The organism is Rhizobium sp. BK176 (genome assembly GCF_024808055.1).
Genome location: NZ_JANUBV010000006.1, coordinates 228,437 through 252,023, shown reverse-complemented (window position 1 = coordinate 252,023; position 23,587 = coordinate 228,437). Strand labels below are relative to the sequence as shown.

General features: G+C 60.4%; 24 protein-coding genes. 12 read left to right on the top strand and 12 right to left on the bottom strand.

Annotation, left to right across the window (positions count from 1 at the left end):
* Positions 1-4: 4 nt before the first annotated feature.
* The 3 genes from FHT76_RS20280 to FHT76_RS20270 all read right to left on the bottom strand — a co-directional run bounded on the left by FHT76_RS20280 (position 5) and on the right by FHT76_RS20270 (position 2,700).
* Entirely contained in the window at positions 5-1,024 is a 1,020-nt protein-coding gene (locus FHT76_RS20280) for a nickel/cobalt transporter (RefSeq protein WP_246712616.1), read from the bottom strand.
* A 53-nt stretch (positions 1,025-1,077) separates the two neighbouring features.
* Complete coding sequence (locus FHT76_RS20275; RefSeq protein WP_183862359.1) at positions 1,078-1,719, bottom strand: DUF1007 family protein; 642 nt, start codon at positions 1,717-1,719, stop codon at positions 1,078-1,080.
* An 87-nt stretch (positions 1,720-1,806) separates the two neighbouring features.
* Positions 1,807-2,700: a LysR family transcriptional regulator gene (locus tag FHT76_RS20270; RefSeq protein ID WP_183755861.1), complete on the bottom strand. Its 894-nt coding sequence runs from the start codon at positions 2,698-2,700 to the stop codon at positions 1,807-1,809.
* Positions 2,701-3,268: 568 nt separating this feature from the next.
* Here FHT76_RS20270 and odc2 point away from each other — a divergent pair.
* Entirely contained in the window at positions 3,269-4,402 is a 1,134-nt protein-coding gene (gene odc2 / locus FHT76_RS20265; RefSeq protein ID WP_065694722.1) for an ornithine/lysine decarboxylase, read from the top strand.
* Between the two features lie 139 nt (positions 4,403-4,541).
* Complete coding sequence (locus tag FHT76_RS20260; protein ID WP_183862357.1) at positions 4,542-5,132, top strand: GNAT family N-acetyltransferase; 591 nt, start codon at positions 4,542-4,544, stop codon at positions 5,130-5,132.
* A gap of 135 nt (positions 5,133-5,267) precedes the next feature.
* Here FHT76_RS20260 and FHT76_RS20255 read toward each other — a convergent pair whose 3' ends face one another.
* The gene (locus FHT76_RS20255) at positions 5,268-5,402 is read right to left on the bottom strand and encodes a hypothetical protein (RefSeq protein ID WP_259128685.1); all 135 of its coding nucleotides are present in this window, start codon (positions 5,400-5,402) and stop codon (positions 5,268-5,270) included.
* Positions 5,403-6,040: 638 nt separating this feature from the next.
* On the opposite strand from FHT76_RS20255, the gene FHT76_RS20250 reads away from it, so the two are divergent.
* Positions 6,041-6,247 (top strand): DUF6719 family protein, encoded by a 207-nt coding sequence (locus tag FHT76_RS20250; RefSeq protein WP_259185777.1) that lies wholly within the window; start codon positions 6,041-6,043, stop codon positions 6,245-6,247.
* 87 nt (positions 6,248-6,334) lie between these two features.
* Positions 6,335-7,345, top strand: a complete 1,011-nt coding sequence (locus tag FHT76_RS20245; RefSeq protein WP_183862355.1) for a serine hydrolase — start codon at positions 6,335-6,337, stop codon at positions 7,343-7,345.
* Positions 7,346-7,366: 21 nt separating this feature from the next.
* On the opposite strand, the gene FHT76_RS20240 is transcribed toward FHT76_RS20245, so the two are convergent.
* The 4 genes from FHT76_RS20240 to FHT76_RS20225 form a co-directional block, all read right to left on the bottom strand.
* A complete protein-coding gene (locus FHT76_RS20240; protein WP_183862353.1) occupies positions 7,367-7,864 on the bottom strand; it encodes a GNAT family N-acetyltransferase in 498 nt (165 codons plus the stop codon).
* A 5-nt stretch (positions 7,865-7,869) separates the two neighbouring features.
* The gene (locus tag FHT76_RS20235) at positions 7,870-8,859 is read right to left on the bottom strand and encodes a WD40 repeat domain-containing protein (RefSeq protein ID WP_259128689.1); all 990 of its coding nucleotides are present in this window, start codon (positions 8,857-8,859) and stop codon (positions 7,870-7,872) included.
* Entirely contained in the window at positions 8,859-9,980 is a 1,122-nt protein-coding gene (locus FHT76_RS20230; RefSeq protein WP_183862349.1) for a GTP-binding protein, read from the bottom strand. Before FHT76_RS20230 ends, FHT76_RS20235 begins: the two co-directional genes overlap by 1 nt.
* A 125-nt stretch (positions 9,981-10,105) precedes the next feature.
* Positions 10,106-10,897 carry a creatininase family protein gene (locus tag FHT76_RS20225; RefSeq protein WP_183862347.1) on the bottom strand — a complete coding sequence of 264 codons (792 nt, stop codon included), beginning with the start codon at positions 10,895-10,897 and terminating at the stop codon, positions 10,106-10,108.
* Between the two features lie 172 nt (positions 10,898-11,069).
* Here FHT76_RS20225 and FHT76_RS20220 point away from each other — a divergent pair, with 172 nt between their 5' ends.
* From FHT76_RS20220 to FHT76_RS20210, 3 genes are all read left to right on the top strand, one after another.
* Positions 11,070-11,582, top strand: a complete 513-nt coding sequence (locus tag FHT76_RS20220; protein WP_405049280.1) for a MarR family winged helix-turn-helix transcriptional regulator — start codon at positions 11,070-11,072, stop codon at positions 11,580-11,582.
* A 121-nt stretch (positions 11,583-11,703) separates the two neighbouring features.
* Positions 11,704-12,726 (top strand): LacI family DNA-binding transcriptional regulator, encoded by a 1,023-nt coding sequence (locus FHT76_RS20215; protein WP_016557029.1) that lies wholly within the window; start codon positions 11,704-11,706, stop codon positions 12,724-12,726.
* A gap of 20 nt (positions 12,727-12,746) precedes the next feature.
* Complete coding sequence (locus FHT76_RS20210) at positions 12,747-13,694, top strand: 2-hydroxyacid dehydrogenase (protein WP_259128693.1); 948 nt, start codon at positions 12,747-12,749, stop codon at positions 13,692-13,694.
* A 47-nt stretch (positions 13,695-13,741) separates the two neighbouring features.
* Here the strand turns inward: FHT76_RS20210 and FHT76_RS20205 are convergent, their stop codons facing one another.
* Positions 13,742-14,113 (bottom strand): hypothetical protein, encoded by a 372-nt coding sequence (locus tag FHT76_RS20205; protein WP_016557031.1) that lies wholly within the window; start codon positions 14,111-14,113, stop codon positions 13,742-13,744.
* Positions 14,114-14,356: 243 nt separating this feature from the next.
* On the opposite strand from FHT76_RS20205, the gene FHT76_RS20200 reads away from it, so the two are divergent.
* Complete coding sequence (locus tag FHT76_RS20200; protein ID WP_259128695.1) at positions 14,357-15,256, top strand: adenylate/guanylate cyclase domain-containing protein; 900 nt, start codon at positions 14,357-14,359, stop codon at positions 15,254-15,256.
* Between the two features lie 20 nt (positions 15,257-15,276).
* Here the strand turns inward: FHT76_RS20200 and FHT76_RS20195 are convergent, their stop codons facing one another.
* On the bottom strand, positions 15,277-16,053 hold the full coding sequence (locus FHT76_RS20195) for a gamma-glutamyl-gamma-aminobutyrate hydrolase family protein (protein WP_183755851.1): 777 nt from the start codon (positions 16,051-16,053) through the stop codon (positions 15,277-15,279).
* A 294-nt stretch (positions 16,054-16,347) separates the two neighbouring features.
* Between FHT76_RS20195 and FHT76_RS20190 the strand changes: the two genes are divergently transcribed.
* Positions 16,348-17,457 (top strand): TRAP transporter substrate-binding protein, encoded by a 1,110-nt coding sequence (locus FHT76_RS20190; protein WP_183755850.1) that lies wholly within the window; start codon positions 16,348-16,350, stop codon positions 17,455-17,457.
* 58 nt (positions 17,458-17,515) lie between these two features.
* Here the strand turns inward: FHT76_RS20190 and FHT76_RS20185 are convergent, their stop codons facing one another.
* Together FHT76_RS20185 and FHT76_RS20180 are read right to left on the bottom strand one after the other, a co-directional pair.
* Positions 17,516-19,054, bottom strand: coding sequence for a TRAP transporter large permease subunit (locus FHT76_RS20185; protein ID WP_183755849.1), 1,539 nt, complete (start codon positions 19,052-19,054; stop codon positions 17,516-17,518).
* 21 nt (positions 19,055-19,075) lie between these two features.
* Positions 19,076-19,615: a TRAP transporter small permease subunit gene (locus FHT76_RS20180; protein ID WP_016557036.1), complete on the bottom strand. Its 540-nt coding sequence runs from the start codon at positions 19,613-19,615 to the stop codon at positions 19,076-19,078.
* Positions 19,616-19,945: 330 nt separating this feature from the next.
* On the opposite strand from FHT76_RS20180, the gene FHT76_RS20175 reads away from it, so the two are divergent.
* The 3 genes from FHT76_RS20175 (at position 19,946) to FHT76_RS20165 (ending at position 23,560) form a co-directional block, all read left to right on the top strand.
* Positions 19,946-22,249, top strand: a complete 2,304-nt coding sequence (locus FHT76_RS20175) for a bifunctional diguanylate cyclase/phosphodiesterase (protein ID WP_183755848.1) — start codon at positions 19,946-19,948, stop codon at positions 22,247-22,249.
* A gap of 150 nt (positions 22,250-22,399) precedes the next feature.
* Positions 22,400-23,152 (top strand): N-acyl amino acid synthase FeeM domain-containing protein, encoded by a 753-nt coding sequence (locus tag FHT76_RS20170; RefSeq protein WP_183862335.1) that lies wholly within the window; start codon positions 22,400-22,402, stop codon positions 23,150-23,152.
* Positions 23,153-23,335: 183 nt separating this feature from the next.
* Entirely contained in the window at positions 23,336-23,560 is a 225-nt protein-coding gene (locus FHT76_RS20165) for an aa3-type cytochrome c oxidase subunit IV (RefSeq protein ID WP_114714416.1), read from the top strand.
* Positions 23,561-23,587: the final 27 nt, after the last annotated feature.

The following is a 23,587-nucleotide window of genomic DNA, read 5'->3' as shown; positions in this document are numbered from 1 at the left end:
TCGACTAGCCTTGTAGCGAGGCGCCGAGCAGCAGCGCGCCCATGGCAATCACCAGCAGGGCGCCCAGAATTTCGATCGAATTCCCAATCCATACCGAAGCCGCCGAGCCGCGGCCGGCAAGCCGCATCGCCGTGCCCTTGGCGATGACGGCAAGCGTTGCCAGGATCGCGACCGTTATCGCAGTGCCGAGCGACATGGCGATCACTGACAGTACGCCGCCGAGATAGAGCCCATTCAGAAGCGAGAAGGTCATCACCAGAAGCGCGCCCGAGCAGGGGCGCAGGCCTACGGCAATGATGGCTGACCAGGCTTCACGGATATTGAACTTCTCTGCCCCGAGCAGCGATGGATCGGGCATGTGCGATTGCCCGCAGGTCTCGCAGGCCATTCCCGCGATGAATTTGTGGCCGGCCCTAAGAGCGTCGGCTTCACCGAAGGCGTAGCTCGAGCCTTGCGTCTGCGCTTCATTATCCTTCCAGTCCAGCATCATGCTGACGGGACCGGAAGAGGTTGCCATGGCCTCGCGGTTCGGCATGCCGGCGGTAAGCACCCGCAGTTTGCGAAACAGCAGCCAGCAGCCGAAGAGGATGACCATGAGGAAGCTGGCGATTTCCATCGCCTGCGTTGCTGCGGTCAGGGTTATTCCAGTGCCACGAAGCACCAACCATGCGCCGCCGACCAGGGCGATGGCGACCAGTCCCTGCAGGAAGGCGGAGACGAAGGAGATCGACACGCCGCGTTTCAGCTCGATTTCGTTGGCGATCATGTAGGAGGAAATGACCGCCTTGCCGTGTCCCGGGCCAGCGGCATGGAAGACGCCATAAGCAAACGAGAGGCCGATCAGTGTCCAGAGATGCCAGGAATCCTCACGCATGGCGCGCAGCGCGCCCGTGAGTGCACGATAGAAGGCCTGCTGCTGCGCATTAATGTAGAGGAGGAGGGGAGCGAGCGGGCCGCCTGTCGGCTGGAAGCTCGGTTCCGACGTGCCGATGCCGAGCGGCGACTGTGCATGGGCAACGGCCATGCCCGCGACGAGCACCAATGCGGCGCAGAGCGCAACCGGGCGAAGCCCGTGCCTCAGCATGTCAGATCCAGCCGCGTCGCGAAGAGCTTCGACATGTTCGTTCCCGTCGGGTCGTTGAAGAAGGCGTCGGTCAAGGATTGCTTGTTTTCGGCGATCACCTGGTCAGCATCAGGGCGGACGACCTGGTGCTTGCAGCTTTTGAAGCCATCGCCGACGAGGACCAGTTCGTTGTCGCTCGGAAAGTCGATCGAGGTGTAGAGCGTCGGATCATAGACGCCGAAGGTCAGCTGTCCCTTGAGCGGCATCTTCTCCGCCGGCTTGACGGCGAAGAACATCAGGAGCTGGCCCTGTTTGTAGTCCACATGGATCAAGTCGGGCTTCTCGACCTTGATGTTCTTACCGTCCATCGTGAGGTTCATGTAGTAGTCGTAGTCGACTAAGGAGCCCCGCACCGTCTTGCCGACCTCGGCCAGCTCGTTCGGATCGAGTTTCAGGTCGGTATTCTTGTCGAAATCCATGACGACGGAGGACGAGAAGACCTCGTCGAAACGCCAGACGTTGCGCAGCTCCGCGACATTGCCATCGTCGTCAGCGACTATTTCGAGCCTTGCCTCAACGAACACATGCGGGTGCGCAAAGGCGGCGGCTGGCAGAAGCGACAGGAGCGACGCCATCAGGAGTGTCGATTTCTTCATGCGTGCTCTTAATTGCGGGATCGCGTTGCGCCCTGAATCCTCGCCAGAAAATGGGACGGAATTGGGACCGGCCCCGGACAGCAAAGCTCAGGGGTGCTTCTTGAACCAATTGTGAAGATAGTCGACGAAGATGCGCACCTTGGCCGGCAGATACCGCCGGTGCGGATAGACAGCATAAATGCCGCGATCGGTCGGAATGTAATCATTGAAGAGCGTGACCAGTTCGCCATTCTCGATCGGTTTGCGGGCGATGAAATCGGGAATCAACGCAACGCCGATACCCGCCAGCGCCGCGCGTAGCGTCGCATGCGGGCTGTTGACTTCCATCGGGCCGGTGACGGCAACAGCAAAGGAGGTGTTGTCGGGATTGTAGAAGCGAATGCTACCCTGGCTGCGCGAGTTCGTGTCGATGATGAAGGGGACGTTCGAGAGGTCCGAGGGGTGGGCGAGTTCGGGATGACGTTCCACGAAATCGGTTGTCGCGCAGAGATGGACCCGGAAATCCGAGATCTTGCGGGCGATCATGCCGGAATCCTCGAGCTTGGTCACGCGGATGGCGACGTCGAAGCCTTCCTCAATGAGATCGACGAATCGGTCGTCGGCGGCAATCTCCAGCGCGAGATCGGGATTTTCCCTGGCGAAATCGATCAGCGATTGGCCGACATCGGCGTCGACGAAGGTGCGAGGCACGGAGACCTTCAGCCGGCCCTTCAGCTGCGCGTTGTTCTCGCGCACGAGATCGGCGAGGTTGTCGATCTCCTTCAGGATGTCGGAAGCGGTGCGATAGTAAGTGTGGCCGGCTTCCGTCATGGAGAACTGGCGGGTCGTGCGATTGAGCAGCAGGGCGCCGAGTTCGTCTTCAAGTTCGCGAACGTATTTGGAGAGCAGCGCCTTGGAACGGCCAGTGCGCCGCGCCGCGGCCGAAAAGCCTTCCGCTTCAACGACATCGATGAAGGCGCGGATGCGAGTGAGCGTGTCCATGGTGGTCTCCCAAAAAAAGCGCCGAACCGCCATTCAAATCAGCCAGTTGCGGGCCGTTTCGCCACGTTGAACAAATTGCGGTGTATTGTTCAAATATTTTCTGCCGGGAGATCCGAAAAAACCGCTTGATTATGACTGCGAATATTCCTATTTCGGGGTCAGCCCAAAGTCGCACGTGCCCATGGGTGTCCGCCGAACCCTCGAATTGGTGAGGAAATCGGTAAGGTACCTGGAATTAACCCCTCCAGTCGCTATTCCGGCCAACCGGAAAATGCGAGGACGCCTGAAGCAACGACGGTGCGGGCCTTTTTGTTCTCTCCCTGCTTTCCATCAGCGGGGGTTACTGAAGAGGCACACCTTCATTGCCGGAAGTGCGGTAGGGAACCCCCTCCAATCCATGGCAGACAAAGCCGGATCCATGTCGCTTTCGCGGCGTTGATTCATCATCTGCGCAGTCCAAGCGCTTGCTAAGGTTCCGGGGTCTCCACCGGCTGGTTCCTAGGCGAGTGATTGGTTGCCCTTTGTCCTCCGGTTTTTCCGGAGCTCTGGAATTGGAAAAGGGATTGATATGACCACTCAGCGCATCCGCGACTTTCTCGCAACCCGACGTCCCGACGGTCCCTGCCTCGTGGTCGACCTCGACGTCGTGCGCGACAATTTCTCCGCTTTCCGTCATGCGATGCCGGACAGCGCCATCTACTACGCCGTCAAGGCAAACCCGGCTCCGGAAGTCCTGAAGCTGCTCGCCGACATGGGCTCCAACTTCGATTGCGCGTCTGTCGCCGAAATCGAAATGGCGCTGAACGCCGGTGCGACCGCTGCCCGCATCTCCTACGGCAACACCATCAAGAAGGAACGCGACGTTGCCCGCGCGCATGCGCTCGGCGTCAGCCTTTTTGCGGTCGACAGCCACGAGGAAGTCGAGAAGATCTCGCGTGCCGCTCCCGGCGCCCGCGTGTTCTGCCGCGTCCTGACGGATGGCGAAGGCGCCGAATGGCCGTTGTCGCGCAAGTTCGGCTGCGTGCCGCAGATGGCCGTCGACGTGCTCGTCTACGCTCATCAGCTCGGCCTCGAGTCCTACGGTGTGTCGTTCCATGTCGGTTCGCAGATGACCAAGGTCGATGCCTGGGATTCGGCTCTTGCCGATGCCAAGCGCGTCTTCGTTCAGCTGGCCAAGCAGGGCATTCACCTGCAGATGGTCAACATGGGCGGCGGCTTCCCGACCAAGTACCTGCGCGACGTTCCGTCGGCGGAAGCTTACGGTCGTGCGATCTACCAGAGCCTTCGTGACCACTTCGGCAACAACCTGCCGAAGACGATCATCGAACCGGGCCGCGGCATGGTCGGCAACGCCGGCGTCATCAAGACGGAAGTCGTGCTGATCTCGAAGAAGTCCGACAACGACGCCGCTCGCTGGGTGTTCCTCGACATCGGCAAGTTCGGCGGTCTGGCCGAAACGATGGACGAAGCCATTCGTTACCCGATCCGCACTGAGCGCGACGGCGACGAGATGGAGCCCTGCGTCATCGCCGGCCCGACCTGCGACTCTGCCGACGTGCTTTATGAGAAGAATCTCTACCCGCTGCCGCTCACCCTTTCGATCGGCGACGAGATCCTGATCGAAGGCACCGGCGCCTACACGACCACCTATTCGGCGGTCGCGTTCAACGGCTTCGAGCCGCTGAAGGCCTACATTATCTAGCACATGACCCTCGGATCGCAGATCCGAGAAAGGCTTATGTGCCAGTAAAGACCACGCTCGCCCCGTAGCCAGCCGGGGCGGCACCCTCACAATGATCTGACGATACCGTTTGAAACGGTTTTGAGTTCGGGAGGCCACGATGGCCGCTGTTCTTGATTCTGTCCGCGCATATTTTGCGCCTTCTGTCTTCACCATCGACGCCGAAAACCCCGGCGATGTCGTCGCGCGCGAAAACCTGCTCGATCGCGCCATGGGCCCGAACCGCCGCAAGAAGTCGTCGGAGAAGATTCGCCGCGGCCGCCTGCCGGCCGAAGGCCTGGCACTTGTCGCGCGTGATCGCGACAACCATGTCATCGGCACTGTCCGTCTATGGAACATCGAGGCCGGCGTTAATGCCGATGCGACGCCGATCAATGCGCTGTTGCTTGGGCCGCTGGCCGTCGATTCCACCTTCGAGGGCAAGGGCGTCGGTTCGGCACTGATGCGCGCCGCCATTCTGGAAGCGAAGAACCGTGGGCACGGCGCCATCCTGCTCGTCGGCGATGCCCCTTACTACGAGCGTTTCGGCTTCTTTGCCGAGAAGGCTCAACACCTCGTCATGCCGGGCCCTTTCGAACGTTCGCGCTTCCTGGCGCTGCAACTCATCGAAGGCTGGCTTGACGGCGCGGCCGGCATGATCGTCCCCTCGGGACGGATGCTGACAAGCGCCCCGGTCCGCAGGGCGGCGTGATCGGCAGAGCCTCTCCCCCTGATGGGGAGGGGCTTTTTCGTTTCCTGCTTTTTGGAAATCGAGTTTAGAGACGCCGGAAGAGCCGGCGAACGCGTAGCCTAAACTTTTACGACTGCTTGCCCCCTCAGGCTTCAATCATTTCACGACGCTTGCGTCGATGATTTGAGTTCCGGCAGTCTGAACGACATTTTCAGGTATAGCGGCGATGAAGAACATCGTGAAAGCATAAACCGCGAATACAGTCGCTGCGGCAGTGGCCCTTAGAATCATTCATGCACTCCTATTCTCAGGAGTTCAATGTGGGCTCAAAAGGCGGCTTTCCCAAGAGTTTTCTGAACGCCAGATGAACAAAAAACTGTGAGAGCAAAAATTAATGATATTTTAGCAACACCTGAGTTTCACCCCGAAGGGGATGGAATTCCCGGTTTGTTCTCATTAATGTGCAATAAATTCAAGCATGTAGATGAAAGTTTGGGCAGAAGTTTTCCTCGCTGACGCCGGGTCGCTCTATGATCTCCTCGTCATCGGGCAGGGAGCCGGGTTCATGAACCGGTCCGCTTTCCGTTCATATTTCGGCGCCCGATGACGGTTGCCAAGGCTGGGTCTGAAGCCGTCAGGGTGGAAGATCCATCGGGGGAATTGGGGTCGGGAGACGCTCCTGCCGATCTCGAGGCGCCGAAAGCCTGACGCGATCGGGCAGGCGATACAGCCTGACATTTGCACTCCCCGCCCATCTCCGATCCGGCAAAGCCGTCGCGAAGCACTGCTCCGCGCGGCGTCTTGGGCCGCCTACGCGAATGCCGGCTTACGCCTTTCGGCTTCGTTGTGCCGGCCTTCTTTCGGTAAGATAGTAAATTAGCAATGTTGAACTTGAGGGTGTGCAAATGGGACGTTCAATCTTGGTTCTGATGTTCACTTCTTTGCTCCTCGCCGCGGCCAGCTCCGCGCCGGCAAGCGCCGCGATCCGGACGGTCACATCGAAGCCAACCCTGGAGTCGCTGGAGCCGGGCCAAGCGGTGCTTTATGACGACAAGAAATGTCCGAGCGGCATGATCGCCAAGTACAGAAAGGCGCCGAAACGGTCGTCGATCAGCCGCACTTGCGTGCATCAGTGAACGCCCACCGATCATAAACCTTCACGTCCGCGTGAGGCGCATCGCGCTGGCGATGATTTTGGAGTGTGGCTACGCTAGCTCAGCGGAATGATTAAACGCCTCGCTCTTCTCATCGTTGTCCTGCTGTCGCCGTTTGCTGCCTTCGCGCAGCAGGAAAACGGCCGGACGGCAGCTCTCCTGGAGAATTTGTCGTCCCGCACGGATCTCAAGCCACTGAAAGCCGTGATCGTCGCCAGAGACGGTCGGATCGTGGCAGAGCAAGGATATCGCGGGCACACAACGACCGAGTCCGTCAACATCAAGTCCGCGTCGAAATCGATCATTTCGAGCCTCGTCGGCATTGCGATCGAGAAGAAGCTCCTTGAGGCCCCCGATCAGCGGATCGCTCCCATCTTGAAGGGCGACCTGCCTGCCGATCCCGATCCGCGTCTCAACCAGATCACGATTGGCAACCTGCTTTCCATGCAGGCGGGGCTTGGGCGGCTCTCCGGTCCCAACTACGGCCGCTGGGTTGCCTCGCAGAATTGGGTGCGGTTCGCGCTTGCGCAGCCTTTCGACGACGAGCCCGGCGGTCAGATGCTTTACTCGACAGCCTCCACGCACCTTCTCTCGGCTATCCTCACGAAGGTCAGCGGGAAGTCGACGCTGGCGCTCGCCCGCGAATGGCTTGCACCCGTCGACGGTTTTCGCATAGGTGCCTGGGAGCGGGACCCGCAAGGCATCTATCTCGGCGGCAACCAGATGGCGATGACAGCGCGCTCGCTGCTGGCCTTCGGGGAACTCTACCGCAATGGCGGCAGGACGGCGAACGGGACGCAGGTCGTTCCGGCGGACTGGATCGCCCAGTCCTGGCAGCATCGTACCAATTCGCGCTTCTCTGGTGACGACTACGGCTATGGCTGGTTCTCACGCCGGATCGGCGGGGAAGAGGTCCATTTCGCTTGGGGCTATGGCGGCCAGATGCTTTATATCGTCCCCTCGATCGGGATGACCGTTGTTATGACATCGGAGGAAACCGGCCCATCCGCGCGCACCGGCTATCGCGATGCCCTGCATGGTGTATTGGCCGAGATTATCATTGCCAGCCGCCAAAGCTGATCAGCGAAAGCCGGATGCGGGCTAAGTGTCCGAAGACTTCAGTTGGTCACTCAATGACGGCGGGCGGCGCCAGTGATACAGAACATCAGGCTCCCGCTCCTCGTTGCCAGCGCCGTCCGTCTCTTTTACGGCGACAAAACCGTTGCGCTCGTAGAACCGTCGCGCATTGGTGTTCTTCTGGAACGTCCAGAGCTCTATTTCGTCCATCTCTTCCTGAGCGCGGTGAAGCAACATGCTGCCTATACCCCTGGCCTGGAACTCGGGGAGGACATAGAGCTGCTCGATTTCATTTTCGCCATACGCGATAACTCCGACGAGCCGTTGATCCGAGATGGCGCCGAGTATCGTGCGGTTGGGGAAAAGCTGCGTGCGCCAGTAAACCTCGTCTTCTTCCGGGGTATGAACATCCGACAACCAGGGGAGCCGCTCCGAAAGCGCGAGACGACGCAGCATTGCGGCGTCTCGCATATGTTTGGCCTCAAGCCGGACAACGTCGGGCTGCTGCATCCCGCGGCGCATGGCGGCTAGGCCGCGATGTCGACGACGCCGCAATCGCCGGCTTCGGAGGCGAAGGCCAGCAGCTTGCCGTTCTTGCTCCAGCTCATCGAGGTGATGGCGCCCTTGCCGGGGCGCCGCAGCAGCGCTTCCTTGCTGTCGTTGAGACGCACTGCGAGGATCATGCCGTCGATGAAGCCGATTGCGAGGATGTCCTCCACGGGATGGAACTTGACCGACGTCGCCATGATGTTGGCGCGGGTGCCGAGCTCGAGCGGTGCCTTGCCCATCGGGCCGTCCTTGCCCTGGAAGGGCCAGACGATGGCGGCCGGTGCACCCGAGGAGGCAAGCCACTTGCCCTTCGCCGACCAGGAGAGCGACTTCACCTTGGAGGGGTAGCCGGTCATGCGCATGTGGCGGGCCTCGGCGCCGGCCTTGCTGTCGAGCTTCCAGCCGTGCAGCGCGTTTTCCTGCATCGTGGTGACGAGGAAGTTGCCGTCAGGCGAGAAGGTGACGCCGGTATGAGCACCCTTCCATTCGAGGTCGACGGGCTTGGCAGCGGTGCCGACCCAATGCAGCGATACGCCGTTATAGCGCGCCGTGGCAATGCGCATGCCCTTCGGCGCAAAGGCGAGGCCTTCGACGGTGCGTTCTTCGGTAAATTCCTTGGTCGTACCATCGGCGAGGCGGACGAAGGCGCTCTTGCCGTAGGAGTAGGCGACGGAGCCCTGCGGGCCGGCGGCAAGCTGGGAAATCCACTTGCGCGGCGCATTGGCGAGTTCTGTGACGTTGGCGTCGGCCGTGATGCGCAGCACCTTGCCGTCTTCGCCGCCGGAAATCAGGCTTTCGCTATAGGGATCGCGGATGCAGCTCAGCATGCCCTGATGGGCTTCGGTCACCTTCTCGCCGCCGTCGAGGCGGTGAAAGGTGCCAGCAGCATTGGCGAAGAAGGGAGTGTCACCTAAAAATTCGACGGCCAGGATATGGCCGTCGAGATCAAACGGGGCAACTGTCGGCATCAGGCTGCCGCCTCACACGCCTTGAAGGAAGCCTCGAGCTTTTCGCGGTCGAGTTCGCGGCCGATGAAGACGAGGCGGGTTTCGTGCTTCTCGCCATCCTTCCACGGACGCTGATGATCGCCTTCAACGATCATGTGGACGCCCTGAATGACATAGCGCTCCGGGTCGTCCTTGAAGGCGATGATGCCCTTGAGGCGCAGGATGTTCGGGCCCTGCGTCTGGGTGATCTTCTGAACCCAGGGGAAGAAGCGTTCGGGGTTCATTTCGCCGCCGCGCAGCGACACCGACTGCACCGTTACATCGTGGATCGGCGACACGGCGCCATGGTGATGGTGGTCATGATCATGGTCGTGATCGTCGTGATGATGGTCATGATCGTGATCGTGATCATGCGCATGGTGATGATGGTGGTGGTCGTGATCGCAATCCGGGCCGCAGACGTGATCGTCGTGGTCATGATCGAGGAAGTGCGGATCGTTTTCCAGCGCGCGCTCCAGGTTGAAGGCGCCCTGATCGAGAACGCGCGCGAGATCGACGCCCGAGCGGCTGGTCTTGTAAACACGGGCCGATGGGTTGATGGCGTGGACGACATCCTCGATCTGCGCGAGTTCTTCCGGCGTCACGAGGTCGGTCTTGTTGATCAGCACGACGTCGGCGAAGGCGATCTGGTCTTCGGCTTCACGGCTGTCCTTCAGGCGTAGCGGCAGGTGCTTGGCGTCGACAAGGGCGACGACGGCATCAAGTTCCGTCTTGGCGCGAACGTCGTCATCCATGAAGAAGGTCTGCGCGACCGGCACCGGATCGGCAAGGCCCGTGGTTTCAACGATGATGCCGTCGAAACGGCCGGGGCGGCGCATCAGGCCTTCGACGACGCGGATCAGGTCGCCGCGCACGGTGCAACAGACACAGCCGTTGTTCATTTCGTAGATTTCTTCGTCGGATTCGACGATGAGGTCGTTGTCGATGCCGATCTCGCCGAACTCGTTGACGATGACCGCATATTTCTTGCCGTGGTTCTCCGACAGGATGCGGTTGAGCAAGGTCGTCTTGCCGGCGCCGAGGTAGCCGGTGAGAACGGTAACGGGGATTGGCTTCTGCTGGGTGGGGATCGCGTCGGTCATAAGAACCTCGAGAGATGGCACGCCCGGGGGCGGGGCTGAAAATTCGTCGGTCACATATAAGGAGTTGCGCGCGGCAGTTCAAAGGGATTCGTATGTTATAAGATCACGTCGCAGCGGCGGCGGCCTCAATGAAGCTCTGCCGGGTCGAATGCGTCGACATCCTGCAGCAGTTCGACCAGCCCTTTTACCGAATGCGCAATCAGCGCCTCGCCCTTTTCCGCCGTCGCCCGCGATGCGTTGCCCGCCACACCCGATGCGCTGAGATCCGACATCTTCCACCCGAAGGCGTGCGGGCCGTAGGCGCGCAGATGCTTGAAGCGGGCGGCAAAATCGGACTGGCGGGAGGGGAAATCCGCAGCCTTCTCCATGTCCACCTTTTCGGGGTGAAGCGCCAGCATCACAGAGGTCTCGATGTCGCCGCCGTGGATGTCGATCGTCTTCTCCTCGGGCGAGATGACACCGGCGGGAACGCCGAAGCGCGTCCAGCTGGTGGCGACGGCCAGCATGTTGAACCGGACTCGGGCTTCGGTCGCGACGATCGTCATCAGCGGTGAGTTTCCGCCATGGGCGTTCAGCATCACCAGCTTGCGGATGCCCGTCCCCGCGAGCCTTTGGGCAATGCCCAGCCAGCGCTCGACGGCCTCGCCATATGTCAGCGTTTGTGTGCCCTTCACGTCCATATGCTCGACCGAGTAGCCGACCTCTTCCGTGGGCAGAAACGTCGCCGGCAAGGCGGCGGGAAGTGCGGCTTTGAGCCGGGCAACGATGCCCCTCGCGATCAGGGTGTCGGTATCGAAAGGCAGATGCGGACCATGCTGTTCATGCGCGCCAAGCGGCAGAACGGCGATCCATTGACGGCGGTCCGCGGGCGTCAGGTTCGTATCGTTATCCGCGAAGTCGCGAGAAGGCTCCGTCATCCGGCTAAGACCTCTTGTTTATGACGAAATGATGCGCAATGTCATTGTGCAGCGTTCTCAATGCTTAGCGCATAACCCCTTAAATCGAAATCGATTTGGGGGAGGTGATCATGAATGTTCCTGCTCCCCACACGTAAGGGGTGCGCAACGCAGCAAAGTCAAAGGGATGGCGATGGGGAAGAAGCACAAGGACGGAAAGAAGCAGAAGTCCAAGAAGAAGGACCAGACCGAATATACCGTCGTTGATCTTTCGCCGGCTTTGACACAGGCGGCGCGGTCGATGCGAACTGTCCTATCGCGCAATCTCCTCGAAAGCGGCCTTTATGCCGGCCAGGACGGCGTGATCCTTTCCCTGGCTGAGAGCGACGGGATGACGGCCGGCGGACTGGCCCACAAACTCGGCGTCAAGGCGCCGACCATGACGCGCACGATCGGACGCATGGAGGCGCAAGGCTTCCTCGAGCGCAAGCCGGACGCGGAAGATGCCCGCCTGACGAAGGTCTACCTCACCCAGCTTGGTCGCGGCAGCGTGCAGGCAATCGAAACGGCAGCGTCGGCCTGCGACCACATGGCGACCCAGGAGTTTTCAGAGAAGGAAATCCGCAATCTGGTCCGTCTCTTGAAGGCCATCGATGCCAATCTGCAGTCGGCCGCGATCCCGTTCGACGAGCCTGAGGAAATCTGACAAATTTGTGAAATTACGAATTGCCTCGCTGCGTTTAATCTTTTAATTAAACATTTTAATAAGGCTCGGCCGCTCCATCGGCTGAGCGCATAGAAATCCGCGCGTTGCCTGGGGAGGACACGTGGCACAAAAGATCAAGCTTTCGACGATCGCCGAAACGCTCGGCATTTCAACAGCAACCGTATCTCTTGCCTTACGTGACAGCCCGCTGGTGGCTGGCGCCACCCGAGACAAAATCAAGGAACAGGCGCGGGCGCTCGGCTATATATACAACCGCCGCGCCGCCAGCCTGCGCACGTCTCGCTCAGGCATCATCGGTGTCGTTGTGCACGACATCATGAATCCGTTCTACGGTGAAATCCTGAAGGCGATCGAAAGCGAGCTCGATCGCAGCCGCCATACTTTCATCCTGTCCAATCATTACGACTCGGTCGAAAAGCAGCGCACCTTCATCGAGACATTGCTGCAGCTCGGTGGCGATGGCGTCATCATGTCGCCGGCGATCGGCACGCCGCAGGAGGACATGCAGCTTGCCGAAGACAATGGCATGCCGGCGATCCTGGTTGCCCGTTCGCTGGACGGCTTGGACCTTCCGACGTACCGCGGCGACGACAGCTACGGCATTTCGCTCGCCACCAATCATCTGATCGGCCTTGGCCACAGCTCGATCGCGATGATCGGCGGCACCGACCAGACCTCGACGGGGCGTGATCGTTACCAGGGTTACGTCAACGCGCTGCGCAAGGCCGGCATAGATGTCGACCCTGGCTTGCGCATCCCCGGCCCGCGCTCGATGCAGGGCGGCTTCGAAGCGGCGGTGCACTTCCTGTCGCTGCCGCAGAAGCCGACGGCCGCCGTCTGCTGGAATGACCTCGTCGCGATCGGACTGATGAACGGCATTGCCCGCGCCGGTCTCGTCCCGGGCAAGGATATCTCGGTCACCGGCTACGATGACCTCGAGGAAGCGTCGATCTCGATGCCGGCGCTGACGACGGTATGGAATGGCCAGGCAGAAGTTGGACGCCTTGCGGCTCGCGCGCTCCTTGATCGTCTGGCCGGCAGCCACGAGCCTGACGGGCTCCATCTCATCAAGCCGGAGATGCGCATCCGCCAGTCGACCAGTCCTCATCGCCCGCGCCCTTAGGTAAGCCAAAAGGAAATGCCATGTCCCGCATCGCTGTTCTCGTTCCAGGGAAGATACACGGGGGCGTCCTGACCCGCCTGAAGGAGAGCTTCGATGTTATCGAGGGCAATCCCTCGACGCTTGGCGCGGAGACGGCCGGAAAGATTCGCGGTGTTGCCGTCTCCGGCACGTTCGATGCGGCTGCAATCGACAGTCTTCCGAATGTGGAACTGATCTCCAGCTTCGGCGTCGGTTATGATGGCGTCGACGCCAAATATGCTGCGACCAAGGGCATCATCGTCACCAATACGCCCGACGTGCTGAACGACGAGGTGGCCGATACGGCGATCGGGCTCTTACTCAACACGATCCGCGAGTTTCCGCGTGCGGAAAACTGGTTGCGTGCCGGCAACTGGCTGCCAGGGCAGAACTATCCGCTGTCGCGTTTCTCCCTCAAGGGGCGGCATGTCGGAATCTACGGCCTTGGGCGGATCGGCCAGGAAATCGCCAAGCGCCTGGAGCCGTTCAAGGTCAAGATCAGCTATCACACGCGCACGCGTCACCCCGATGCGCCGTACGGCTATTATCCGTCGCTGAAGGATCTCGCCGAGGCCGTCGATACGCTGATCTCCATCGTCCCGAAGACACCACAGACCCATAAGACCATAAATGCGGAAATCCTGTCCGCACTTGGACCTGACGGCGTCTTCATCAACGTAGGGCGCGGCTGGACAGTCGACGAGGATGCACTTGCTCAGGCGCTGAAGTCCGGAACCATCGGTGCCGCCGGGCTCGATGTTTTCTACGACGAGCCGAACGTCCCTACTCACCTGCTCGATCTGCCGAACGCGGTGCTTCTGCCGCACCTCGCGTCGGGCTCGGTGCCGACACGGAATGCCATGGCGGATCTGGTTGTCGACAACCTCGTCGAGTGGTTCGGGAAGGGCAAGCCGCTCACACCCGTACCAGAGACTCCGGTGAAGGCGTAGCTCGCCAGCGGGCGCGCGAAGGCGCGCCCGTCGGATAGGCGACTCAGCTATTTGGCAACATGCCAGACGCCACCCATGCCATCGCCCTTCATGTCGCCTTCCATCTTGTCGTCGACAAACATGTAGAGCGGCTTGCCTTCATAGGCCCACATTTCCTTGCCGTCCGCTGCCTTGACCAACGTCCAGTCGCCTTCCGCCTTGGCCTTGGCCGCGGCATGGAAGGCTGGCCATTTCTTCAGGCAGGCCTTGTCGCAGTTTGACTTGTCCTTGGCATCCTTGTCGAAGGTATAGAGGGTCATGCCCTTTTCGGTTGCCAGGATCTTGCCCATCTTCGTATCGACCATCTTGGCCGGTTCGGCGGCAAATGCCGAGAGGGCACTCGTGGCCAGCACGGCCATTGAGAGCAACAGCGTTTTCATGATTTTCCTCCCACTCGGGACCGCCGGCGGAATGCCGGTAGTACCCAATCTAACTGATAGAAACGCTCCATCGGGACAGCTGTTCCGCGATCATGGGTCTGCGGCAGAATGTCGCGGTCAGCGGGGCGTGCACGAGAGGTTTTTCGGCAACGTTCGGTCGCGTCAATTTACATCAATCACAATCGCGCATATTCATTTCGCTTCTCGGACGGCCTTGCGTTGATTGGGTAAAGGCGAGACATCATGAACGAAATGCGGCGCAAGCTGACGACCATCTTCTCTGCGGATGTCCAGGATTACACGCGACTGATGGGTGCCGACGAAGAGGGCACGCTTGCCATGCTGAAGTGGTCGCGCGATGCGATGTCGCGACTGATCGGCGCGCATGGCGGCCGGGTGATCAATACCTGGGGCGACGGGCTGATTGCCGAATTCCCGAGCGTCGTGGAGGCCGTACGCGCCGCAATCGACGTCCAAAACGAACTCGTCGGCATGAACGCAGCTCGGCCGGCGGACGGGCGGATGCTCTACAGGATCGGCATTAATCTCGGCGATGTCCTCGCCGAGGGCGACGATATCTACGGCGACGGCGTCAATATCGCCGCCAGGCTTCAGGCTTCCGCACCGGCCGGCGGCATCGTGATTTCCAATACCGTCTATGATCAGGTTCGAAACAAGGTCGCCGTCGGCTTCGATTTTCTAGGAGCGCTGACGGTAAAGAACGTCAGCGAGGCGGTGCCAAGCTATTCCGTTCGGATCGGAGTAGAACCATCTGCCGGACCAGCTCCGGCGGCCGGTCCGTCGCCAGCAGTCGCGTCCGAGCCGATCCGCTTGTCTGACCCCAGGGTGCGGAAGATGGGCGGCGTGTTCGCGGTGGTCGCCATCGCTCTGTTGGTAATCAACCTGCTGTCATGGCAGGGCGTGTTCTGGGCGGCGTGGCCGCTCCTTGCCCTTGCCTTTGTGGTCGCCATGGGGTGGGTCCGCAGCCAGAACCGTTTTGACCGGCGCATAGCCGGATTCGCGATTGTCGGCATCGGCATTGTCATGATCAATCTGTTGTCATGGCACGGCGTATTCTGGGCCATATGGCCGCTTCTGGGCCTGGCCGTGACTGTAGGATTGCGATGGGCGATGCGGCGCTAGAGCGACCGATTGGCTGGCGGTCAGGCGGGCAGGTGTCTTTCCCTCAGTAGCTTGCTTGCCGCGTAGTCCCTGACGGCGTCGCCGAAGGCCGTGAAGATCTGGTTCGATGGCTTGTCAGTCTCGGCCCAGTATTCCGGATGCCATTGAACACCGACCGCAAAAGCCGGCGCATCGATCACGGAGACCGCTTCGATCGTCCCGTCTTCGGCCACTGCCTCCGCCTGCAGGCGCGGGGCCGTCTTAGCGATGGCCTGGCGATGCAACGAATTCACCCTGATTTCGCCCGGACCGACGATGCCCGCGATGCAGGACCCTTCCTTGACGAAGACGCTCTGGCGGATCGCGTACTTGCCGTCACGGTCAACCTCGGCCGGCGTGCGGTGATCCCATATGCCCGGCTGGTCCTGGATTTCGCTGGCAAGCGTGCCGCCCAAGGCGACGTTGAGTTCCTGAATGCCGCGGCAGATTGCGAGCAGCGGAATGGCGCGGTCGATGGCACGGCGGATCAGGGGCAGGGTGGTGGCATCGCGCGCGATATCGAAGGGGCCGTCGGCATCGGTCGCGGTTGCGCCGTAGTAAGACGGGTGAACGTTGCTGGCCGAACCGGAGACAAGGAGGCCGTCGACCCGGTCCAGAATCGCGTCCGTTCCGTAGCCTTCCTCGAAGGCCGGAATGATGAAGGCCATGACGCCGGCGGCATTGAGCGCCGCGCGCACATATTGATGCTGGACGGCGTGCCATGTGGCGCCGTCGAAGGTGCGGATATCGGCAGGAACGGCGACGATCGGCTTCGTCATTTTGACCCCGGTCAGAAGATGCGGTTGCTATTGTGAGAGCCGAGAACGGCTTAGAAGTCAACGTCTCGGCGCAATCGCAGGCAGAATTACGGCATTGTCGGCAGCTGGCTTCGGCGAAGCCCGCCTAACTCGCTGATTTTGATGGAAATGCTTCTCGCCGCTATATTGCCGTCGTGATGCCAAAGACTAATGGGAGAGTGCTTGAAACACGGTCGCCACCGTGCTTAGTTCCCCTATCGCTGCGGGCAAAGATGAGGGTTCACCTCGCAGTACCATCTATACGGGAGGTTTTTGATGGATCGTCGTTCATTCATGAAGAAGGCAGGAACCGCCGGCGTCGGTGCGGTTGCTGCTGCAGGCACGCTGGCAGCGCCTGCGATTGCACAAGAGAACCCCAAGATTTCGTGGCGCATGACGTCGTCGTTCCCGAAGAGCCTGGATACGATCTATGGCGCGGCCGACGATATCTCCAAGCACCTAGCCGCGGCGACCGACGGCAATTTCACCATTCAGCCGTTCGCGGCTGGTGAAATCATTCCGGGCCTGCAGGCCGCTGACGCCGTCAGCGCAGGCACCGTCGAGGCAGCCCACACCTGCTCGTATTACTTCGTCGGCAAGGATCCAACCTATGCGATCGGAACGGCGATCCCGTTCGGTCTCAACGGTCGCCTGACCAATGCCTGGTTCTACGAAGGCAACGGCAACAAGCTGATGAACGAGTTCTTCGCCACGCAGGGCATCTACGGCCTGCCGGCGGGCAACACGGGCGCCCAGATGGGCGGCTGGTTCCGCAAGGAAATCAATACGCTCGACGACCTAAAGGGCGTCAAGATGCGTATCGCCGGTCTGGCCGGCCAGGTCATCAGCAAGGTCGGCGTCATTCCGCAGCAGATCGCCGGCGGCGACATCTATCCGGCGCTCGAAAAGGGCACGATCGATGCCTCCGAATTCGTCGGTCCCTATGACGACCTGAAGCTCGGCCTGCACAAGGTTGCGAAGTACTATTACTATCCGGGCTGGTGGGAAGGTGGACCGACCGTCCATGCCTTCTTCAATCTGGAGAAGTGGAACAGCCTGCCGAAGCACTACCAGGCGGCGCTCACCGATGCCTGCGCCTTTGCCAACACCAACATGATGGCAAAGTACGACATGAAGAACCCGCCGGCGCTGAAGCAGCTGGTATCGGAAGGCGCCACGCTGCGTCCCTTCAGTCAGGAAATCATGGAAGCCTGCTTCCAGGCGGCCCTCGGCATCTATGCGGAGATTTCGGCGTCGAACCCGTATTTCAAGAAGATCTACGAGGACCAGACCGCGTTCAAGCGCGATGCCTATCTCTGGGCGCAGCTGTCGGAGTACACCTTCGACACGTTCATGATGATCCAGCAGCGCGCCGGCAAGATCTGACCGGCAGCTGAGTTCGGACAAGGAAAAGCCCCGGATTTCGATCCGGGGCTTTTTGTTGTCAGTTGATCTTCGGCGGCTGGCTGAGGTCCGTTGCCGGCGGCGGTGCGGGTGCCGCTGCTGGCGGTTGGCCGGGCAAGCCGTTCATCGGCGGCAAGGTCAGGCCAGGCAGTTGTGGCGAGCCGCCCGGTGCTCCAAGCGGCGGCAGCCCCAGGCCGTTGCCGCCGAAGCCCGGCACCTCGATCTTGATCGAGTTCGGATCGACCTTCGGCCCCTTGTCCAGCCAGTAGGTAACCGACTGCGGCCAGAAGATCACGATTGCGACGAGGATTAGCTGCATGCAGACCCAGGGTAGGGCGCCCATGTAGATGTCTGAGGTCTTGACGTTCCGATCGGCAATGGACCGCAGGTAGAACAGCGCGAAGCCGAAGGGCGGGTGCATGAAGCTCGTCTGCATGTTGACGCAGATCAGCACACCGAACCAGATCAGGTCGATGCCGAGAGCCGAGGCCACCGGCGCCAGCATCGGGATGACGATGAAGGCGATCTCGAAGAAATCGAGGAAGAAGGCCAGCACAAAGATGAAGATGTTGACGAAGATCAGGAAGCCGACCGGGCCGCCTGGGATGCCCGACAGCATGTGCTCGATCCAGCGCGAGCCATCCATGCCCTGGAAAACGAGGCTGAAGACGGTTGATCCGATCAGGATCATCACCACCATCGAAGTGATGTGCATTGTCGACCGCATAGCTTCCTGCATCAGCGGCCAGGTGAGGCGGCGATGCATCGCGGCAAGCACCATGGCGCCGACGACGCCGAGCGCGCCCGCTTCCGTCGGCGTCGCGAGGCCCATGAAGATCGTGCCGAGAACGAGGAAGATCAGAACGATCGACGGCACCATGCCCGAGAGTACCCTCAGGAGCAGGGACCAGTTGAAGTCGCCGCGCACTTCCTTCGGCAGCGGCGGCATGGAGGCCGGCTTCAGGATCGACAGGACCAGAATATAGCCCATGAAGATCGCGACCTGCAGGATCGATGGACCGATGGCGCCGAGATACATGTCGCCGACCGACTTGCCGAGCTGGTCGGCAAGGACGACCAGCACGAGCGACGGCGGGATGACTTGAGTGATGGTGCCGGAGGCGGCGATGACGCCGGTCGCGAGCCTTGGGCTGTAGCCGTAGCGCAGCATGATCGGCAGCGAGATGACGCCCATGGTGATGACGGAGGCGGCCACCGTGCCGGTGATGGCGCCAAGCACGGCGCCGACCAGGATTACCGCGTAGGCCAAGCCGCCCGGAATGCGGCCGAACAGTTTGCCAGTTCCCTCGAGCAGGTCCTCGGCGAGGCCACAGCGTTCCAGGATGGCGCCCATGAAGGTGAAGAAGGGGATGGCGAGTAGCAGATCGTTGGAGACGATGCCGAAAAAGCGCAGCGGCAGCGCCTGCAGGAAGGCTTCGCTGAAATGTCCAGTGGCGATGCCGATAATGCCGAAAAACAGGCCGACGGCAGCCAGCGAAAAGGCGACCGGAAAGCCGTAGAGCATGAAAAGGACCATGCCCACGAACATGGCCGGCGGAATGATGCCGAAATCAAACAATGGTGTTCCTCCCGGTCCGGCTTACTGCAGCGGCTTTTCGTATGTTGTGTCGATCTGCATGTAGCCGGTGAGGGCCGCGATCCGCTTGATCAACTCCGAGATGCCCTGAAGGGTCAGCAGCCCGAAGCCGAGGAACAGAACGAGCTTGACCGGCCAGCGGATCAGGCCGCCGGCATTGGCAGAGATCTCATGCTGCAGGTAAGAGGCCAGGAAGAAGGGCCAGCAGAGCCAGGTCAGGAAGATGCAGGCGGGGATCAGGAAGACAATGAGCCCGATGATATCGATCCAGATCTTGGCCTTGTCGGAGACGGAGCCGTAGATAAGGTCCACGCGCACGTGTTCGTTCATGCGCAGCGTATGGGCTGCGCCTAACACGACGATGAAGGCGAAGAGATACCATTGGATCTCGAGCCAGCCGTTGGAGCTGTAGTTGAAAGAGTAGCGGATCAGCGCGTTGGCTGCGCTGATCAGACAGCAAAGCAGCACCATGTATTCGGACAGTTTTCCCATGAATTGGCTGACCGCATCGATCAGCCGGCTGACGGTCAGCAAAGCCGGCATGCCATTCCCCCTGTTATGTCGCGCGGTTTTATGCGCCTTTTATCTTTCCACCGGTGTAGACCACGGTTTTTTAAATTGAAAGGTCAAAGGGGGTATGTTGGAATATAGTCGTATAAGCCTTTCGCAACCCGCTAGGCGTTAGTGCTGAAGCATCTAAACAACCTGAAGCTAGGCGGGAAACGGCGAAAACTTCCCCGCATGGCTGCATAAGTCCTTGCAATCGCTAAAAATCACGCCAGGGTTTTGGAAAATTCGACAAAATGTATGGATTACACGAAATCAATTTTTAAAGGGTTGGGGATAAGGTTTCGCCGCACAGGGAAAGTATGGATGAAGCCACATAACCCGAACAGGGTCCCTACCGACGTTTATCTGTCGTTTGTCAGTTCCCTCTTCGGGAATCGCATGACACTCGTCGCGGGTGTCGTCGTGCATGTGGTTGCCTTCCTCGCTGTTGCCCTGAAAACCAGCTCTCCATTCTACGTCGTTCTTTCGCTCGGTTTTCTTGCGGTTTTCGCCGGCCGCATGGTCACCTTCCGCATGTTCGACAAGGTCGATAAGCTGACGCTGTCGCGTGACCAGATCGAACATTGGGAAACGGTCTACGTCATCGGCGCTGCCTCGACCGCTGCGATCCTCGGCATCGGCAGCGGTTACGCGATCTTCTTCCTGCAGGATCCGTTTGCCGAACTGGCCTGCATTGCGGTCACCATGGCGTCGATGGTCTCCGTCGTCGGCCGAAACTACGGATCGCAAAAGGCGATCGACCTGCAGACGCTGGCCTGCTGTCTGCCGATGATCATCTGCAGCCTGATGGCGCTCGACTTCTATCGTGCGATCCTGTCGGCCTTCCTCATTCCGTTCGGCCTGACGACGCGGGCAATGGCAAATGGTGTGCGCGAGTTCCTCTATGAGAACGTCATTGCGCGCCGCCAGATCTCGATGATCGCCGATCGCTTCGACACGGCGCTCAACAACATGCCGCACGGCCTGGTGATGGTCGATCCGGAAAACCGCATTCAGGTCATCAACCGCAAGGCCTGCGACCTCCTGAAGATCGGCGATCCGGATCGCTTGAAGGAGCGCGACCTCGGTGCTGTGCTGCGCTACGGCGCCCGCTACAGCTTTATGGATTCCACGCAGCCGGAGCTTATCCTGCGGCAGATGACGCACGTCGCCGAAGGCAAGCTGTCGCGCACGCTGATCCACTTTCCCGAGGATCTGTCGCTGGAGTTTTCCGCCAGCCGCCGTGCCGACGGCGGCGCCGTGTTGATTTTCGAAGACGTATCGAGCCGCGTGAAGGCCGAGCAGAAGATCCTGCACATGGTTCGCTTCGATGCGCTGACCGGCCTGCCGAACCGCGAGTACTTCAGCCATCTCGTGCAAGACTACCTAGGCAAGCATCCGAAGAAGCGCGGCCCCGTCGGCTTCATGGTTCTGGATATCGACGAGTTCAAGCATGTCAACGACATGCGCGGCCACATCACGGGCGACCGCCTGCTCTGTGCCATCGCAGCCCGCATCGCCAAGCAGGCGGGCAAGGCGATCGTCGGCCGCCTGATGGGTGACCAGTTCATCCTGTTCTTCCCGCATGCGAAGGACATGGCTGCGCTCGACGCCGAGATTCATCGGTTCCATGAGAGCATCCAGGGCAACTACGAGGCCGATGACGTCACGTTCCTCGTTTCGCTGAGCGCCGGCTTTGCGATTCTCGAGAGCGATGCCTTCGCGATGGAGGAGTGGAGCATCAAGGCGGATCTCGCGCTCTTCGAGAGCAAGTCAAAACAGCGCGGCGGCATTGCCGGCTTCGAACGCGAGATGGATGGCCGCTATATCGAGCAGCAGAAGCTCAAGGCGGATCTGCGCGAGGCGATCGGCAAGCACGGCCTCAGCATTGCCTACCAGCCAATGTTCAGGGCTGACGGAACACGCATCGAATGCGCCGAGGCGCTGGCGCGCTGGGTCCACCCGGAGAAGGGTGCGATCCCTCCGGATGTCTTCATTCGTCTTGCAGAGGAGATGGGCATCATCTCCGAGATTACGCGCTTCATCCTCATGAAGGCGTGCGCCGACTGCATGAGCTGGCCGGATCATATCGCCGTTTCGGTCAACCTGTCGGCGCGCGACCTGCGCGACGCGGATATTCTTGCCGTCGTTTCCGAAGCGCTCGAGGCGTCGGGTCTCGAGCCCGCGCGATTGCATCTCGAAATTACCGAAAGCTGCCTGATCGACGAGCCGGCCGCGGTGCGCGCGATTCTCGCGGAACTCAGGGCGCGCGGGATCACGATTGCGATCGACGACTTCGGCACCGGCTTCTCCAGCCTCAGCTACCTCGACACGCTGCCGCTCGACATCGTCAAGATCGACCGCTCGTTCCTGCGCAACATCGTCGAGGACGGGCGCCGCCTCAAGTTGCTGCGCGGCACCGTCAACCTGGCGCGCGAGCTCGGCCTCAAGATCGTCACCGAGGGTGTCGAGACCACCGAGCAACTGGCCTTGCTCAACAAATATCGTGCCACCGATCTGGTGCAGGGTTACGTTTTTTCGCCGGCTGTTCCGGCGCAGAACATCGCCATCCTCTCCCAAAGCCTCAGTCGCCGCACGGCCCCACGTCGTCGCCCGAAAGTTGCATGATCTGAGCGGCCGCTTCGGCCGACCGCGCTCTGGTTCAAGAGCGGGCCGTTAACCTTAACAATTCAAATATAACGCAAATCCTCGAAGCATTCTTGCCCTTCGCCCGGTTCCATATGATTAATGCTTCGTTAACAGGCGGACCGGGTAACTATGGCAGACAGCCCTTTAAAGACGAGTGATTTCAGCAGTAAACTTCTTGAGATAATGGACCACGTCGAATACCGTCGCGTCGAAAGCGGCGAGGACATGGAAGCGGTGGAGCGCCTGCGCTACAAGGCCTACAAGGCCCGTGAAGTGCTTCCGGTCGCCGCCAAAGGCATGATCGACGAAGCCGATTTCGATAGCCAGGCGTATGTTTTCGGACTGTACTATTATGAACAGCTCGTCAGCACGATTCGCATCCATCACGTGACGCCGGACCACCGTGTCTCACAATCGGGCGGTATCTTTCCGGCGGAAATGGATGCGTTTCTGGACGCGGGGCTGAGCCTGATCGATCCGGCGCGCTTTGCTGCCGACCCCGAACTCAGCACCGAAATGCCGTGGATCCCTTATCTGACGCTGCGTCCGAACATCGTCGCTGCCGCGCATTTTCGCGCGGACCGTGTAATGCAGCATGTGCGCCCGGCGCACGCGGCCTTCTACAAGCGCGTCTTCTACGCCGACACCGTCGTCGCAAGCCGGATGACCGAGACCTATGGTTTCGACCTGACGCTGATGGCGACCAACGTCATCGAGGTCGGCCGTAAGCTGCTGACGCGCTATCCGTTCTTCATTTCGAGCGCCAGCGAACAGCGGATGATGTTCTCGCGTACGCCCAATCACACGCTGCCGCCGCTGACCATCATACCGACGGCGCGTTTCATGGCTGAGGGCGATCTTGGGACTGATCTTCCCCTGTGATCCCATCCGCTTGAATTTGGCTGAGAATGTCGCCCGCCTGCGGCATTCTCATGCATTGCGCTTTATCGACGCTTTGTGTAATCCCTCTGCAGGGACATTTCCTCGTGGGATCGAGGGAATCATGGCAGTCAAACGGTCGTGCTGCTTGCGTGCCGACCGGGAAGTTTGAGGGAGACGATATTCATGGCCGAGCATCACACGGGACCTGCCGAAGTCGGCGCGCCGATGGACTACAAGGAGCATGAGCAGACTTACAACATGTTCCTTGCCGCGACGAAGTACGGCACGCTGTTTCTTGTTGCTCTTCTGCTTGGCATGACGGCTGGCTTCTTCACCGGTGCTGGCTTCCTCGGCGGCCTCGTTGTCCTGCTGATCGTCTTCATCGCTGGCCTCGTTCTGCTGCGCTAGGCGCGGCGCGGGGAGGGGCGCTTTTTC